At 61.6% G+C, this 13,570-nt stretch carries 15 protein-coding genes; 4 read left to right on the top strand and 11 right to left on the bottom strand.

What is annotated here, in order from left to right; genetic code table 11:
- Positions 1-26 precede the first annotated feature (26 nt).
- The 4 genes from purS to RLEG4DRAFT_RS20425 form a co-directional block, all read right to left on the bottom strand.
- Positions 27-269, bottom strand: coding sequence for a phosphoribosylformylglycinamidine synthase subunit PurS (gene purS / locus RLEG4DRAFT_RS20440; protein WP_003568928.1), 243 nt, complete (start codon positions 267-269; stop codon positions 27-29).
- 36 nt (positions 270-305) lie between these two features.
- Positions 306-1,070, bottom strand: coding sequence for a phosphoribosylaminoimidazolesuccinocarboxamide synthase (gene purC / locus RLEG4DRAFT_RS20435; RefSeq protein WP_003568927.1), 765 nt, complete (start codon positions 1,068-1,070; stop codon positions 306-308).
- A gap of 230 nt (positions 1,071-1,300) precedes the next feature.
- Positions 1,301-3,586 (bottom strand): putative bifunctional diguanylate cyclase/phosphodiesterase, encoded by a 2,286-nt coding sequence (locus RLEG4DRAFT_RS20430; RefSeq protein ID WP_003579530.1) that lies wholly within the window; start codon positions 3,584-3,586, stop codon positions 1,301-1,303.
- 96 nt (positions 3,587-3,682) lie between these two features.
- A complete protein-coding gene (locus tag RLEG4DRAFT_RS20425; RefSeq protein ID WP_003579529.1) occupies positions 3,683-4,237 on the bottom strand; it encodes an RBBP9/YdeN family alpha/beta hydrolase in 555 nt (184 codons plus the stop codon).
- 177 nt (positions 4,238-4,414) lie between these two features.
- On the opposite strand from RLEG4DRAFT_RS20425, the gene RLEG4DRAFT_RS20420 reads away from it, so the two are divergent.
- A complete protein-coding gene (locus RLEG4DRAFT_RS20420; protein WP_003579527.1) occupies positions 4,415-5,218 on the top strand; it encodes a DUF2189 domain-containing protein in 804 nt (267 codons plus the stop codon).
- Between the two features lie 128 nt (positions 5,219-5,346).
- The gene (locus tag RLEG4DRAFT_RS20415; RefSeq protein ID WP_003579526.1) at positions 5,347-5,826 is read left to right on the top strand and encodes a low affinity iron permease family protein; all 480 of its coding nucleotides are present in this window, start codon (positions 5,347-5,349) and stop codon (positions 5,824-5,826) included.
- Between the two features lie 184 nt (positions 5,827-6,010).
- Here RLEG4DRAFT_RS20415 and purB read toward each other — a convergent pair whose 3' ends face one another.
- The 5 genes from purB to RLEG4DRAFT_RS20390 all read right to left on the bottom strand — a co-directional run bounded on the left by purB (position 6,011) and on the right by RLEG4DRAFT_RS20390 (position 10,494).
- On the bottom strand, positions 6,011-7,318 hold the full coding sequence (gene purB / locus RLEG4DRAFT_RS20410) for an adenylosuccinate lyase (RefSeq protein WP_003579525.1): 1,308 nt from the start codon (positions 7,316-7,318) through the stop codon (positions 6,011-6,013).
- A gap of 73 nt (positions 7,319-7,391) precedes the next feature.
- Positions 7,392-7,877 carry a hypothetical protein gene (locus tag RLEG4DRAFT_RS20405; protein ID WP_051040902.1) on the bottom strand — a complete coding sequence of 162 codons (486 nt, stop codon included), beginning with the start codon at positions 7,875-7,877 and terminating at the stop codon, positions 7,392-7,394.
- Positions 7,878-7,954: 77 nt separating this feature from the next.
- Positions 7,955-8,671, bottom strand: a complete 717-nt coding sequence (locus RLEG4DRAFT_RS20400) for a DUF2259 domain-containing protein (RefSeq protein WP_003579523.1) — start codon at positions 8,669-8,671, stop codon at positions 7,955-7,957.
- Positions 8,668-9,345 carry a ribulose-phosphate 3-epimerase gene (rpe, locus tag RLEG4DRAFT_RS20395; RefSeq protein WP_003579522.1) on the bottom strand — a complete coding sequence of 226 codons (678 nt, stop codon included), beginning with the start codon at positions 9,343-9,345 and terminating at the stop codon, positions 8,668-8,670. Before rpe ends, RLEG4DRAFT_RS20400 begins: the two co-directional genes overlap by 4 nt.
- 66 nt (positions 9,346-9,411) lie before the next feature.
- Positions 9,412-10,494 carry an ABC transporter substrate-binding protein gene (locus tag RLEG4DRAFT_RS20390; protein WP_037093897.1) on the bottom strand — a complete coding sequence of 361 codons (1,083 nt, stop codon included), beginning with the start codon at positions 10,492-10,494 and terminating at the stop codon, positions 9,412-9,414.
- Positions 10,495-10,778: 284 nt separating this feature from the next.
- Here RLEG4DRAFT_RS20390 and RLEG4DRAFT_RS20385 point away from each other — a divergent pair, with 284 nt between their 5' ends.
- Together RLEG4DRAFT_RS20385 and RLEG4DRAFT_RS20380 are read left to right on the top strand one after the other, a co-directional pair.
- Entirely contained in the window at positions 10,779-11,273 is a 495-nt protein-coding gene (locus RLEG4DRAFT_RS20385) for a flavin reductase (RefSeq protein ID WP_003579520.1), read from the top strand.
- 26 nt (positions 11,274-11,299) lie between these two features.
- The gene (locus RLEG4DRAFT_RS20380; RefSeq protein ID WP_003579519.1) at positions 11,300-11,620 is read left to right on the top strand and encodes a TfoX/Sxy family protein; all 321 of its coding nucleotides are present in this window, start codon (positions 11,300-11,302) and stop codon (positions 11,618-11,620) included.
- On the opposite strand, the gene RLEG4DRAFT_RS20375 is transcribed toward RLEG4DRAFT_RS20380, so the two are convergent.
- The gene (locus RLEG4DRAFT_RS20375; RefSeq protein WP_003579518.1) at positions 11,590-12,039 is read right to left on the bottom strand and encodes an NUDIX domain-containing protein; all 450 of its coding nucleotides are present in this window, start codon (positions 12,037-12,039) and stop codon (positions 11,590-11,592) included. The two genes, RLEG4DRAFT_RS20380 and RLEG4DRAFT_RS20375, sit on opposite strands and share 31 nt — an antisense overlap.
- A 7-nt stretch (positions 12,040-12,046) precedes the next feature.
- Positions 12,047-13,564, bottom strand: a complete 1,518-nt coding sequence (locus RLEG4DRAFT_RS20370; RefSeq protein WP_003579517.1) for a DEAD/DEAH box helicase — start codon at positions 13,562-13,564, stop codon at positions 12,047-12,049.
- Positions 13,565-13,570 lie beyond the last annotated feature (6 nt).

Below are 13,570 nucleotides of genomic sequence, written 5' to 3'. Positions count from 1 at the left end.
TCCGCCGGGCGACGGGTCGGCGATCGTCAGTCGATCGCGATCGCGTAGTTCTCGATGACCGTGTTGGCGAGGAGCTTCTCGCACATGGCCTTGAGATCGGCCTCGGCCTTGGCTTTGTCGGTGCTTTCCAGTTCCAGGTCGAAGACCTTGCCCTGTCTGATATGGCCGACGCCCGAGAAGCCGAGGGCACCGAGCGCGCCCTCGATAGCCTTGCCCTGCGGATCGAGAACGCCGTTTTTCAGCGTGACGGTGACACGAGCCTTGATCACTTTGTCTTTCCTGCCTTACTTGACCAGACGATCTGTTTACTTAACCAAAACGGGGCCGGTGCCGCGCACAGGCTCGTTTTCGTTGATGATGCCGAGACGGCGCGCCACTTCGGAATAGGCTTCGAGCAAGCCGCCGAGATCACGGCGGAAACGATCCTTGTCCATCTTCTCGTGGGTCTCGATATCCCAGAGCCGGCAGCTGTCCGGCGAGATTTCGTCAGCGAGGATGATGCGCATCAGATCGCCTTCGAAGAGGCGGCCGCATTCGATCTTGAAGTCGACGAGCTGAATGCCGACGCCAAGGAAGAGGCCGGTCATGAAGTCGTTGACGCGAATAGCAAGCGCCATGATGTCGTCGAGTTCGGCCGGATTGGCCCAGCCGAAGGCGGTGATGTGCTCTTCGGAGACCATCGGATCGTCAAGCGCGTCGGATTTGTAGTAGAATTCGATGATCGAGCGCGGCAGTACCACGCCTTCATCGATCCCCAGGCGCTTGGCGAGCGAACCGGCGGCGACGTTGCGCACGACGATCTCCAACGGGATCATCTCCACTTCCTTGATCAGCTGCTCGCGCATGTTGAGCCGGCGGATGAAGTGCGTGGGGATGCCGATCTTGTTCAGATGGCTGAAGATATATTCGGAAATGCGGTTGTTGAGGACGCCCTTGCCGTCGATGACTTCGTGTTTCTTCTTGTTGAAGGCAGTGGCATCGTCCTTGAAGAACTGGATCAAAGTGCCCGGTTCCGGGCCTTCGTACAGAATCTTTGCCTTGCCCTCGTAGATACGGCGGCGACGGTTCATCGTGGTCATTCTCTGTTGTTGGCGCTCTTGGGGTAGCGCGAGTGGATCGATCTCGTGGCGTCCCCTTAAAGGAAAAGAGTGTGTTTCACAATCCGCCTATCCTTCCTTCCCCGGTTTCCGGATTCTACGGAATACCGCCAAGAGAATCGAATGAATTCGCAAGGTGAGTTTAGCGCCTTTTCCTGTACTGTGAAATGACGGCGAAATGGCGGGCTGCTTGTGCAGGTCTTTTATTTGGCGGCTCTGCTCGGCAGCGCGCGACGAAGCTGCGTCTGCAGGGCGCGGGCCGCAGTCTGCACGTGGCGCCAGCTGCCGGCGCGGATGAAGGAAGGGATCTGCATGGCCGGCATCGGCCGGGCGAGTGCGTAGCCCTGCAGCGTGTCGCAGTCGAGTTCCTCGAGAATGCGGATATGATCGGCAGTCTCGACACCCTCGGCGATGACAAGGATATCAAGCGAGCGGCCGATATCGATGATCGAGCCGACGAGTTTGCGCTGCTCGGCCGATTGCGGCAGCATACGGATCAACTCGCGGTCGATCTTCAACGTCTTCGGGCTCAAGCGCAGCAGGCTGACGATCGAGGCATGGCCGGTGCCGAAATCATCGATCTGGATGTCGATGCCGAGCTTGCGCAGCTTTTTCAGATTGGCGGCCACCGCGTCGTCGCAGTCGTCGAGCGAGATCGATTCCAGCAGTTCGAAGGCGATGGTGCCGGGTGCGATTTTCAGGGCGCGAAGCTTCTTGCCGAGATCGGGATCGGCAAGCCGCCGGGCGGAAACGTTGACCGATATCTTCGGAACGGGCAGTCCGTCCTTGATCCAGGCGCGGCGATCGGCGATGGCGCGCTCCAGGATCAGGGCGTCGATGGTCGAGACGACGTCGAGATCCTCGGCGATAGCGAGGAAACGGTCAGGCGTCAGCAGCCCATGCACCGGGTGCTGCCAGCGGGCCAGTGTTTCGACGCCGACGACGTCAAGCGTGCGGGCATCGAACTGCAACTGATAGAAGGGCACGAATTCATCGCGCTCGAGGCCGATCAGGATCTCGTCGGCCAGGTGCTTGGCCGAGACGACGTCGCGGCGGGCAGACGCGGAGAAAAATTCGAAACGGTTGCGGCCCAGGCCCTTGGCGCGATAGAGCGCAATATCGGCATCGAGCAGCGTCTGCTTGGCGTCGAGCTTTGGTCCACTGTCGATGGCGATGCCGATGCTGGCGCCGAAACGGCAGTCGTGCCCCTCATATCTGACGGGTTTGCGCAATTCGCGAATGATGCGTTGGGCAAGGCCGCCGATCTTCTTCGAGGCGGGATCGGCGGTGCAGAGGATGACGAACTCGTCGCCGCCGATGCGGGCCACGAAATCCACGGCGCGGACGGAATTCCTCAGGACGCTCGCGGCATGCTGCAGCATGGCGTCGCCGGCCCGGTGGCCGAGCGTGTCGTTGATCTGCTTGAAACGGTCGAGATCGATATGCAGGATTGCCAGCCCCAGGCCCTTGGCGCGGCATTCGGCCGAGCGCTCGTCCAGCATCTTGTCGAGATAGCGGCGGTTCGGCAGGCTGGTGAGATAATCGTGCAACGCCAGGCGCTCGATGCTCTCCTTGGCAACTTCGAGTTCGCGGTTGTGCGCCTCGGCAAGATCCTTGGCGCGCTGCAGCTCGTTGCGAAGCGCGACCTCCTCGGTGACGTCCCAATTGGCGCCGATCAGCTTGCGGTGGCCGTTGCCGTCGACGAAGAAGGCCGAGCGGGCGCGGATCACACGTTCGGCGCCGTCGCCGCGGATGATGCGGTATTCCTGCTGAAAATCACTGCCGCTTTCGACGCTGCGGTCGGACAAACCCAGCACGCGCTCGCGATCGTCTGGATGCAGGCTTTTCGCCCAGACGTCGCTGGCGATTGGACGCGAGGCGCCCTTGAGCCCGTAAATGGAGATGAGCCGCTCGTCCCATTCGACGGTATCATTCTCGATATCCGCTTCGAAGACGCCGATGCGGGAAATCTCCAGCGCCAGATCGAGCCGGCGCGACAGGCGCGACAGCGTATCCTCGGCCTCCTTGCGGTCGGTAATATCCGTATCCGTGCCGATGATACGCGTCGGCACGCCGCGCTCGTCCCATTCGACGCAGGCGCCGCGGCAGTCGATCCACATCCAGTGGCCGTCCCTGTGGCGCTCGCGATATTCGAAGATCTGGAAATCCGGATCGCCGGCATTCTGCCGGTCGATGGCATGAACGACGAAATCGCGATCATCGGGATGGACGAGTGCCAGCCAGGCGTCGTAATCGCCGGCGGCCTCCTCATCGGGCGCCATGCCGCGCATGGTCTTCCACGTCTGCGAATAAAACTTCCGGTCGAGACGGTAGTTGTGATCCCAGACGCCAAGGCCGGAGCCGACGAGCGCATGGTTCCACCGGCTCTCGCGTTCCGCCAGGTCGGAATCGTCATCCGCCGTGTTGCCGACACCTGCCTCAGCCGCTGCGGAATCATCGGCCTCTGGATGGGCTTTCTTCACGGGCATTCTCGCTTATTGCATCTCGGCGCAGTCTGCTGTCTTTCCATTAAGAAAGACTTAGAAAGCACTTGCTCAATTATCGAGAAAGACCGGTTTCCTCTATCAGGCGGAGAGGCGGCTGAGGAACTGGGCGAAGACCATTGTGCCCTCGGGCCAGGGGCCGTGACCGGAATCGGCATTGATATGTCCTGCCTCGCCGGCATCGACCAGGAAGGAGCCCCAGCTGCTGGCGATATCGTCGGCATGTTCGTAGCTGCCGAACGGATCGTTGCGGCTCGCTACCGTGATCGACGGGAAGGGCAGCGGATCGCGCGGGTAGGGACCGAAGGTCATCAGGTGCTTCGGGCGGATGTCGGGATTGGCGACATCGGGCGGGGCGACGAGGAAGGCGCCCGCCACCGGCTTGCGGAAATGCGGGATGGCGTGGATTGCCGAGGTCACGCCGAGCGAATGGGCCACGAGGATGACCGGGCGGCTCGAGGCGTTCACTTCCTCGGCGATCCGGGCGATCCAGTCCTCGCGGACCGGTTTCGTCCATTCGGCCTGTTCGACGCGCCGCGCCGTGCTGAGCTTTGCCTCCCAGCGGCTCTGCCAGTGGCTCCGGCCGGAATTGGTGTAGCCGGGGATGATGAGGATATCTGCGTCTGAGGCTTTCATAGTGCCGCCGATGTGAGAAGGCTCGCCCAGGATGTCAAGAGGGGATGTGAAGGGAGAGAGCGACACGGGCACTTTGGTTTGCTATATTGCTCCAGTGCCGGTTGCGGATTTCGTGTCGGCTTGCCCGCCGATTGCGTGTCCGCCGCCGACCAGGTCTCGGCTGAGGAGGAGAAAGCCATGGCGGCATTTCATGTCATGACGGGTGCAGGCGAAAACTTCGCGCGGCCCGTTGTCAATCGCATCGGTATCGCTGACGTCTTCGACGCGCTGAAGCGCGGTTACGACGATTTCATGGAGAAACCGTCCCACTACGTGTTCCTGTGCCTGATGTACCCGATTGCCGGCGTCTTCCTGACCTTATGGACTTCGGGCGCCAATCTTTTGCCGATGGTCTTTCCGCTGATGGCAGGTTTCGTGCTGATCGGCCCGATCGCAGCGATCGGCCTCTACGAGATCAGCCGCCGGCGCGAAGCCGGTCTCGATAGTTCGTGGACGCATGCGCTCGAGGTGCGCCATTCGCCGGCGCTGCCGTCGATCGTGGCAGTCGGGCTGATGCTTTGCGGCCTTTTCGTCGTCTGGCTGGTGACGGCGCAGACCCTCTACAGCAATCTGCTCGGCGAAGTGTTTCCGCGCAGCATGGCGGATTTCTTCCGTCAGGTGTTCGGTACGCCCGAGGGCATGCAGCTGATCATCTGGGGCAATCTGATCGGCTTCGTCTTCGCGCTGGTGGTGCTGGCAATATCGGTCATCACCTTTCCGCTGCTGCTCGACCGCGATGTCGGGGCGGTGGCCGCCGTCGTCGCCTCGATCCGCGCGACGATCGCCAATCCGGTGCCGGTGTTGCTCTGGGGCCTGATCGTCGCAGCCCTGCTCGTCATCGGCACGATCCCGGTTTTTGCCGGGCTTGCGCTTGTCATTCCCATCCTCGGTCATGCGACCTGGCATCTCTATCGCAAGCTGATTGCGCGGGAAGCCGTCTAATCTAAGGTTTCCGGGGATCTCGAACTCTCGCGATCCCCGGAGGTTAAACCTTCGCCGATTCCCGGAACCTGAAGACCTCTCGCCGCGTTAGTCAGCACCGGCTTTTTGGGAGGATTTCAGAGGTGACGATGAAACATCTGTTCGCCCACTTCGCAACCAAGATATCGGAATGGGCCGGCAAACCCGTCATCTTCATCCTGGCGCTGACCGCCGTCATTATCTGGGCGGCACTCGGCCCCTTGTTCGATTATTCGGAAACCTGGCAGCTGGTCATCAACACCGGCACGACGATCATCACCTTCCTGATGGTCTTCGTATTGCAAAACGCCCAGACGCGAGACACCAGGGCGATCCAAGCCAAACTCAACGAAATCATCCTGACGAGCCACGCCGAAAACCGCTTCATCGGCATCGAGAATCTCGACGAGGAGGAGTTGAAGAGTTTGGACGAACTGGTCGCCAAGGCGGCCAAGGGCAGGGGCGAGAGGGAGGCTTGTAGCACATCGGAGGCGACCAATGCGGCGCCTTCGAAAAAGGCTGAGACTCGTAAACGTCCTGCTGCCGCAAAAGCGTCGAAGCAGAAACAACGGCCGCTTCAGAAAAGCTAACCATCCGTTCTGCAATCACATCAAGACAAAAGGTCGAAATGAAAACGGCGCCTCTAGAGCGGTTCAGCTTTTCACGGAAGCGCAGAACCGCTCTAACGTTTTGTTTTTACGCAATTCCGGACGGAAAACCGCTTCGCACTTTTCTGGAATTGCTCTTAGGCGCCGTCATATCGTTGCAGCCCGCTCAAGCTTTGCCGAAGACGCGGCGAAAAATCGTGTCCACATGCTTGGTATGATAGCCGAGGTCAAACTTCTCGCGGATATCCTCTTCGGATAGCGCCGCACGAACCTCGGCATCGGCCAGCAGCTCTTCCAAAAAGTCCTTACCCTGCTCCCAGACCTTCATGGCGTTGCGCTGCACCAGGCGGTAGGCGTCCTCGCGGGAAGCGCCGGCTTGCGTCAGTGCCAGCAGGACGCGCTGGGAGTGGACGAGGCCGCGGAATTTGTTGAGGTTCTTCTCCATATTCTCGGGGTAGACCAGCAGCTTTTCGATGACCCCGGCCAGACGCGACAGGGCGAAATCGAGTGTCACGGTGGCATCGGGGCCGATCATGCGTTCGACCGAGGAGTGGGAGATATCGCGCTCGTGCCACAGGGCGACGTTTTCCATGGCCGGCATGGCGTAGGAGCGGACCATGCGGGCAAGGCCAGTCAGGTTTTCGGTCAGAACCGGGTTGCGCTTGTGCGGCATGGCCGAAGAGCCCTTCTGGCCGGGCGAGAAATACTCTTCCGCCTCCAGAACCTCGGTGCGCTGCAGGTGGCGAATTTCGGTCGCCAGGCGCTCGATCGAGGAGGCAACGACGCCGAGAGTGGCGAAATACATGGCGTGGCGATCGCGCGGGATGACCTGGGTCGAGACCGGCTCGGCCTTCAGCCCGAGGGCCTCGGCGACATGTTCCTCGACGCGCGGATCGATATTGGCGAAGGTGCCGACGGCGCCCGAGATGGCGCAGGTCGCGATTTCCTCGCGGGCGGCGACGAGGCGCTGGCGGCAGCGCTCGAATTCGGCATAGGCAAGCGCCAGCTTGACGCCGAAGGTGGTGGGCTCGGCGTGAATGCCGTGCGAGCGGCCGATGGTGACCGTGTCCTTATGTTCGAAGGCGCGGGTTTTAAGTGCTGCGAGCAGGCGGTCGATGTCGGCGATGAGGATATCGGTGGCGCGCACCAGCTGGACGTTGAAGCAGGTGTCGAGCACGTCCGATGAGGTCATGCCCTGGTGGACGAAACGCGCATCCGGCCCGACGATCTCGGCGAGATGAGTCAGGAAGGCGATGACGTCATGCTTGGTGACGGCCTCGATCTCATCGATGCGGTCGACGTCGAAGGTGGCCGCACCGCCTTTTTCCCAGATCGTCCTTGCCGCCGATTTCGGGATGACGCCGAGTTCGGCCAGCGCGTCGCAGGCATGCGCCTCGATCTCGAACCAGATGCGGAACTTGGTTTCGGGAGACCAGATGGCGACCATTTCGGGCCGGGAATAACGCGGGATCATGGGCGGCTGCCTTCACTTCAAGAGGTTTTGAGCGTCTATGTCTGCGCCCCTGTAGCAAAGACGGGCGGTAATCTCAACGCATGCGTTTGGCAAGATGATAACTGCTAACGACAAGGCAGACGAGGCCGAGCGGCAGGAAAAGGCGCAGGCCGATCACCAGGAACTGATAGACGGCGCTGATGCTGGTGAAGACGAACTGGAAGGCCCAGACGAAACTGCCGAAGGGCGCGTGCCAGCGCGAGTAGAAGAGCCGGTATTCCATGGCGAAGAGGAAGGCGGTCATTGCGATGGTCGCCGCCGTCAGCGTCACGAAAAAGGCGGCAAAACGCGCTTCCGGCGGCCTGCCATAGGCAAAGAAGCGGGCGACCGGCAGGGCGAAGGGCCAGGAAAGCAGGCCGCCTAGGAAATAGAGTGTGGCGACCTCGGCAAGCCGGCTCGTCTGCAGGCCGTTGCGGAGGTAAAGACCGAGCATGGCGGAGGCGAGCATCTGCGTGCCCCAGAACAATGCGCCGGCAATCAGATCGGGGTAGGGCGGCCGCGCGGCTCTCAGACGGTGCATCCTCGAGCTATTTGTCCTCGGGCGATCTGTCCTGGGGCGATCCGGGTTCGGGCCATCCATCCTTGGGCGATCCGGGCTCAGGGATGAACCGGAACGGCGATCCAGCGTCCGTTCCTGTCGGCGTCGAAGGCCAGGACAAGGGCGATGTGAACCGGGTTTCCGGCTTCCGGCTGGTAGACCACCGCGCCGCCGATCCGGTATTCAACAGAACAGGCGCGCTCGGCCGGAACTACAGTCGCCTGGCGGGCTGCCTGGCGGTTCGGAGTGCCTTGTTTCTCGATCATCTGCAGGCTGAAGCCGAGAACCCGCTTGTCGCCTGCTGCGCAATCCTTCGGCGTCGGTACCGGCATCTCGCTGAGCGAGAGCGTATAGGGCGATTTCGGCGGACCATCGGTCGCAAGCGTGGTGTAGCGGATGGTCTTTGCGGGAGAGCCGAGCTCGGTCGGTGGATTGAAGGCGGCGATCAGGCCGGGATTGGTGAGCAGATCGTATTTGTCCATCTGGCTGCGCGCGGCCGTCAGGTTCTGCCGCCGCGCCTTGGAAAGATTGGCGTCCTTGTCGGCCATCTCCGTTCGGAAGGGCGTGCCCTCGAGATACTGACCGTTTTCAGTATCGACGAAATAGGTGTTGGAGTAAGGGACGCCGCCTTCCTCCTGGATGCCGAATTCCTGAAATCCGAATACCTTGCCATCGGCGGAAAAGCCGATTGGCTGAATATTGGCAATGTCACCGGCCAGTGATAGGCCGGGCAATGCGGCGGCAAGCATGCCGCCGACGAGTAGACGCTTCATCATGCTCGTGCCCCTTCGGCTGCCTGACGCAGATCGGCGACGGTTCGGCGATAATCTTCGACCGTTGCGCCCTTGAAAATCGCCGAGCCGGCGACGAGGACGTTGCCGCCGGCGCGCGCGATATCAGGCACTGTTTCCACCGTGACGCCGCCGTCGACCTCGAGTTCGATCGGCCGGTCACCGATCAGCGACTTGGCCGCCGCGATCTTGGCCGCCATCGCCGGAATGAACTTCTGTCCGCCGAAGCCGGGGTTGACCGACATGATCAGGATGAGATCGACATCGTCGAGCACGTTTTCGATGACGCTCAGCGGTGTGGCCGGATTGAGCGTCACCCCGACCTTCTTGCCGAGATTGCGGATGGTCTGCAGTGAGCGGTGCAGATGCGGCCCGGCTTCGGCATGCACGGTGATCCGGTCGCAGCCGGCCTTGGCGAAGGCTTCGAGATAGTCGTCGACCGGCGAGATCATCAGATGGCAGTCGAAGGTGGCGGAGGTATAGGAGCGCAGCGATTTGATGACATCGGGGCCGAAAGAGATGTTCGGCACGAAATGTCCGTCCATCACGTCGAGATGGATCCAGTCGGCGCCGGCGGCCGTGACGTTGCGCACCTCCTCGCCGAGCCGGGCGAAATCCGCCGCGAGGATCGAAGGGGCAATGCGAATGGGCAGCGTCATCAAGTTTTACTCCCTGTGGGCGGCCACTTAAGCGCGGCACCCGATTTCAAGACTGGCCGCCGCCGCTCATTGCGTCGGCGCGGCAGGTGGAAAAAAGCCGTTGCCCCGCCATTCGAGCAGGCGGTAGGGGTTTTGCGCAAGTTCGTGCGCTGCGGTGAAGGCGATGGCGCCGATCGGCGTCTGGAACGTCGTGGCGAGAAGCATCTCCTGGAACGGCTTGCCCGCCGCGGCGGCGGCTTCCGCCGCCTGGCCGGCGATCAGTGCTGCCGCGAGCGACGGCAGGACATATCCTTCCGGCTCGATGCCTTTGGCGCGCAGCGTCTCGGCTGCCGCCGTGGCTTCCGGCAGAATGGCATATTCCGGCAGAACGACGGCGCGCACGCCTGTATCAAGCGGCAGCGGCTGGTCGGCGGCGCGCATGGCATCGCCGCTGAGGATGGACAGCGGAATGTTTTCTGCCTTGGCGTCACGGGCGATGACGGCGACATCGTTGCGGTCGCCACCGATGAAGACCCTGGTGGCGCCGGCCCGTTTCAGACGGCGGACGAGGGCGATCTGTTGCTCCTGTCCCGGCCGATAGGTATCGGTAAAGACCGGCTTCAGGCCGTTCTGTTCCAGCGCGTTGCGCACCGCTTCCGTCAGTTCGCGGCCGTGTATGGTGCCGTCCTCGATCAGGGCGATCGGATCGGCGGCCCAGTTCTTGAGGATCACTTCGTTGAGTTTTGCCGCCTCAGTGCCGTCGGCGGGCGCCAGGCGGAAGAGCGGCCAGCCGTTCTTCAGCGCATCCTCCATCAGGATGCGGGAGCGCACGGAAACGGTGATCGCGGGGATGCCGGCGTCCTTCAGCTTCGGCAGCGCGCTTTCCAGCGTCTCGCTGCAGAGAAAGCCGATTGCGACCTGCACCTTGGCATTGATCAGCGCATCGGCAACCGCAGCCCCGCTATTCTCCTCGCAGGTCTCATTGATGGCGACGAGGGTGTTTCCGGATTGCCGGATCTCGAAACCGGCACCGGCGGCAATCTGAGCGCCGAGCAAAGCGACCGTGCCGTTCTGAGGGGCGACGACGCCGATCGTCACGCCGGCCGCATGGCCTTGCGCCGCCGCTCCCAGCAGCACCAGACAGGCTGCTATGCCACGCAGGTTGATCATGAAAGGCGGAGATCCCCTAGCCATCGTCCATGCCCTTTTATCCGCAAGGCTGCGATCGTCAAAGAAAAACAAGCGTGAAGCAGTGCTTTTCACCGGTCCTATTGTAGAAAAGGTAACCGATGCTCGCCATATTGGCGCGATAGCAATTCGAACTAAATCGCCACGCGTCTTTTCGAGAGCAGCAAAGGACGCTGTAGCACTTTGAATTGCTGCTAATTTTGTCCTAAGTGGATTCCGATTTCAGGAATTATGCAATGGGCATATAAGCGCGCACGGAGAAGCAGGTGTTGAACAGGCAGCATATCGACCCCGGCCTTTATCGCGATGCCATGAGCCGTTATGCCGGCCACGTGCAGCTCGTGACGACGGCGATGGAAGGCTTGCGCCGCGGCGTCACCATCACTGCCGCCTGCTCGGTGTCGGACAATCCGGCCTCGGTGCTGATCTGCCTCAACAATACCAATCCGAAGAACGAGATCTTTTTCCGCAGCGGCATTTTTGTGCTCAACACGCTCGGCGCCCATCATCAGGGGGTCGCCGACGCCTTTTCCGGACGGACGCCGCTTGCCGATAGCGACCGTTTCGCCAGCGCCCGTTTCGAGACGCTGGTCACCGGCGCGCCGGTGCTGGCTGATGCGCTCGCTGCCTTCGATTGCCGGGTGACTGACATCAAGGAAATGCCGACGCACAATGTCATCTTCGGTGAGGTTGCGGCTGTCCGCTTCAGCGAAAAGCACCCGGCGCTCATCTATATGAACCGGGATTATCACGCGCTGTGATTTTCAGGATCTCGAGGGACTAGCGAATGGACAATGCCGGCATCGAGGAAATGTTTCAGGGGCTCGGCCCGGTCACGGTCAAGCGGATGTTCGGCGGCAAGGGCATCTATCATCTCGGGCGCATCATCGCGCTCGAAGTGCGCGACGAGATGCTGCTAAAGGCCGATCAGACGAGCGCCCAGGAATTTGCCGCCGCCGGCGCCACGCAATGGACCTATGAGGGCAAGAAGGGCAAACCGTTGAAAATGCCCTATTGGTCGATCCCCGACGAGGCTTATGACGATCCCGATCTGATGGCGAAATGGGTGCGGCTTGCCTATGAGGCGTCGCTGAGGGCCGATAGCTGACTGCATTCGGCTGAAGGCAGGGCAGATATCGCCGCCTTGGTGAAGGCCGAGAGCGGTTCCGGCAAATCCGTCAGCGGGAACCAGCCGAAATCGGAAAGCTTGTCCGGTTCGGTCAGTTGCGGCTCGCCATCGACGTCGCGGGCGAGATAGAGAAGCGAAATCCAATGCTGGCGGTCGGTATCGATGATCTGTTCGGTCATGCCGATCCGCTCGATCCGGCCGATTTTGAGGCCGGTTTCTTCCTCGGCCTCGCGACGCGCAGCTTGTTCGGCCGGCTCCATATGGTCGACCTTGCCGCCGACGATATTCCAGTAGCCGGCTTCCGGTGCACGCACGCGTTTATAGAGGAGGATCCTCGCGTCGCGCAGAATGACCAGGCCGACGCCGAAACCCGGGAAATCGAGACCGGGCTTACCCATTGGATGCTCAGACCTTGGCGCTGCCGGCGATCAGCATGAAGGCAGGGATATCGTCGCCGAAGCCGACCGGGGTCGGGCCGTCGTCGTGGTCGCGATGGCGGCGGCGATCGCGGCTGTCATCGTTTGCCGGATAGGGCCGGCTGTTGCGCGCATTGTTTTGCGGCTTCTGCTCTGCTTTGCGCTCGTGCTTCACGATGTCGGCCTTTACTGGTGCTGCCTGGATCACTTGAACGTCATTATCCTGTATGTCGTTATCAGATTTATGACCCGCGGCGGTGCGATTGCCGCGTCCGCGACCACGATCCCTGTCGCCGCGTTCACTCTTTGCGCCACGATCGCGGCTGTTGCGCCGCGGGCGCTCGCTGTCAGCGCTTTCTTCTGCCGGCGGCAGGGAGTTCACATCGCCGCTCAGCCATTCGACCTTTTCGCCGATCAGCTTTTCAATCGCATCGACGAATTTGCTGTCGCGCTTGGTTACGAGCGTGAAGGATGCACCCGAACGGCCGGCTCGGCCGGTGCGGCCGATGCGGTGGACGTAATCCTCGGAATGGATCGGCACGTCGAAATTGAAGACGTGGCTGACATCGGGAATGTCGAGGCCGCGGGCAGCGACATCTGAGGCAACCAGCAGCTGGAGATTGCCGTCACGGAAGCTCTGCAGCGTCATCGTGCGGGAGCGCTGATCCATGTCGCCATGCAGGGCGCCGACGGAGAAGCCGTGGCGCTCCAGCGACCGGAAGAGATCGGCAACATCCTTCTTGCGGTTGCAGAAGATGATGGCGTTCTTGAGCTCGGTCTGGGCACGGACGAGTTCACGCAGAACCGCGCGCTTCTCGTAATCCTTGCTGTGCGAGGCGACGAAGCGCTGCGTCACGGTCTTTGCGGCCGAGGCGGGCTTTGCCACTTCGATGCGCTCGGGATTTTGCAGGAAGCGGTCGGCGAGCTTCTGGATTTCCGGCGGCATGGTTGCCGAGAAGAACAGCGTCTGGCGGGTGAACGGGATCATCTTGGCGATCCGCTCGATATCGGGAATGAAGCCCATGTCGAGCATGCGGTCGGCCTCGTCGATGACCAGGATCTCGACGCCGCTCATCAAAAGCTTGCCGCGCTCGAAATGGTCGAGCAGGCGGCCGGGCGTGCAGATCAGCACGTCGGCGCCGCGCTCAAGCTTGCGATCCTGGTCTTCAAAGGAAACGCCGCCGATCAGAAGGGCGACGTTGAGACGGTGGTTCTTGCCGTATTTTTCGAAATTCTCGGCGACCTGGGCGGCGAGTTCGCGCGTCGGCTCGAGGATCAGCGTGCGGGGCATGCGGGCGCGGGCCCGGCCCTTTTCGAGAAGCGACAGCATCGGCAGAACGAAGGATGCCGTCTTGCCGGTGCCGGTCTGCGCGATGCCGCAAATGTCGCGACGCTCGAGCGCAAACGGAATGGCTCCCGCCTGAATAGGCGTGGGTATCGTGTAGCCCGCGTCGGTCACGGCGGATAGCACTTTTTGGCTCAAGCCAAGGTCAGCGAATGTCGTCAAAGGGAA

This window comes from Rhizobium leguminosarum bv. trifolii WSM2297, from assembly GCF_000271845.1.
The sequence above is the reverse complement of the archived record's forward strand: the minus strand, read 5'-3'. Positions and strand labels throughout refer to the sequence as shown.

What these genes read in the sequence shown, in the direction of transcription:
- purC (WP_003568927.1), bottom strand. Translation starts at nt 1,070, where the DNA reads ATGAACCGTCGCCGCCGTATCTACGAGGGCAAGGCAAAGATTCTGTAC.
- RLEG4DRAFT_RS20430 (WP_003579530.1), bottom strand. Translation starts at nt 3,586, where the DNA reads ATGCCCGTGAAGAAAGCCCATCCAGAGGCCGATGATTCCGCAGCGGCT.
- RLEG4DRAFT_RS20425 (WP_003579529.1), bottom strand. Translation starts at nt 4,237, where the DNA reads ATGAAAGCCTCAGACGCAGATATCCTCATCATCCCCGGCTACACCAAT.
- RLEG4DRAFT_RS20420 (WP_003579527.1), top strand. Translation starts at nt 4,415, where the DNA reads ATGGCGGCATTTCATGTCATGACGGGTGCAGGCGAAAACTTCGCGCGG.
- RLEG4DRAFT_RS20415 (WP_003579526.1), top strand. Translation starts at nt 5,347, where the DNA reads ATGAAACATCTGTTCGCCCACTTCGCAACCAAGATATCGGAATGGGCC.
- purB (WP_003579525.1), bottom strand. Translation starts at nt 7,318, where the DNA reads ATGATCCCGCGTTATTCCCGGCCCGAAATGGTCGCCATCTGGTCTCCC.
- RLEG4DRAFT_RS20405 (WP_051040902.1), bottom strand. Translation starts at nt 7,877, where the DNA reads ATGCACCGTCTGAGAGCCGCGCGGCCGCCCTACCCCGATCTGATTGCC.
- RLEG4DRAFT_RS20400 (WP_003579523.1), bottom strand. Translation starts at nt 8,671, where the DNA reads ATGATGAAGCGTCTACTCGTCGGCGGCATGCTTGCCGCCGCATTGCCC.
- rpe (WP_003579522.1), bottom strand. Translation starts at nt 9,345, where the DNA reads ATGACGCTGCCCATTCGCATTGCCCCTTCGATCCTCGCGGCGGATTTC.
- RLEG4DRAFT_RS20390 (WP_037093897.1), bottom strand. Translation starts at nt 10,494, where the DNA reads ATGATCAACCTGCGTGGCATAGCAGCCTGTCTGGTGCTGCTGGGAGCG.
- RLEG4DRAFT_RS20380 (WP_003579519.1), top strand. Translation starts at nt 11,300, where the DNA reads ATGGACAATGCCGGCATCGAGGAAATGTTTCAGGGGCTCGGCCCGGTC.
- RLEG4DRAFT_RS20375 (WP_003579518.1), bottom strand. Translation starts at nt 12,039, where the DNA reads ATGGGTAAGCCCGGTCTCGATTTCCCGGGTTTCGGCGTCGGCCTGGTC.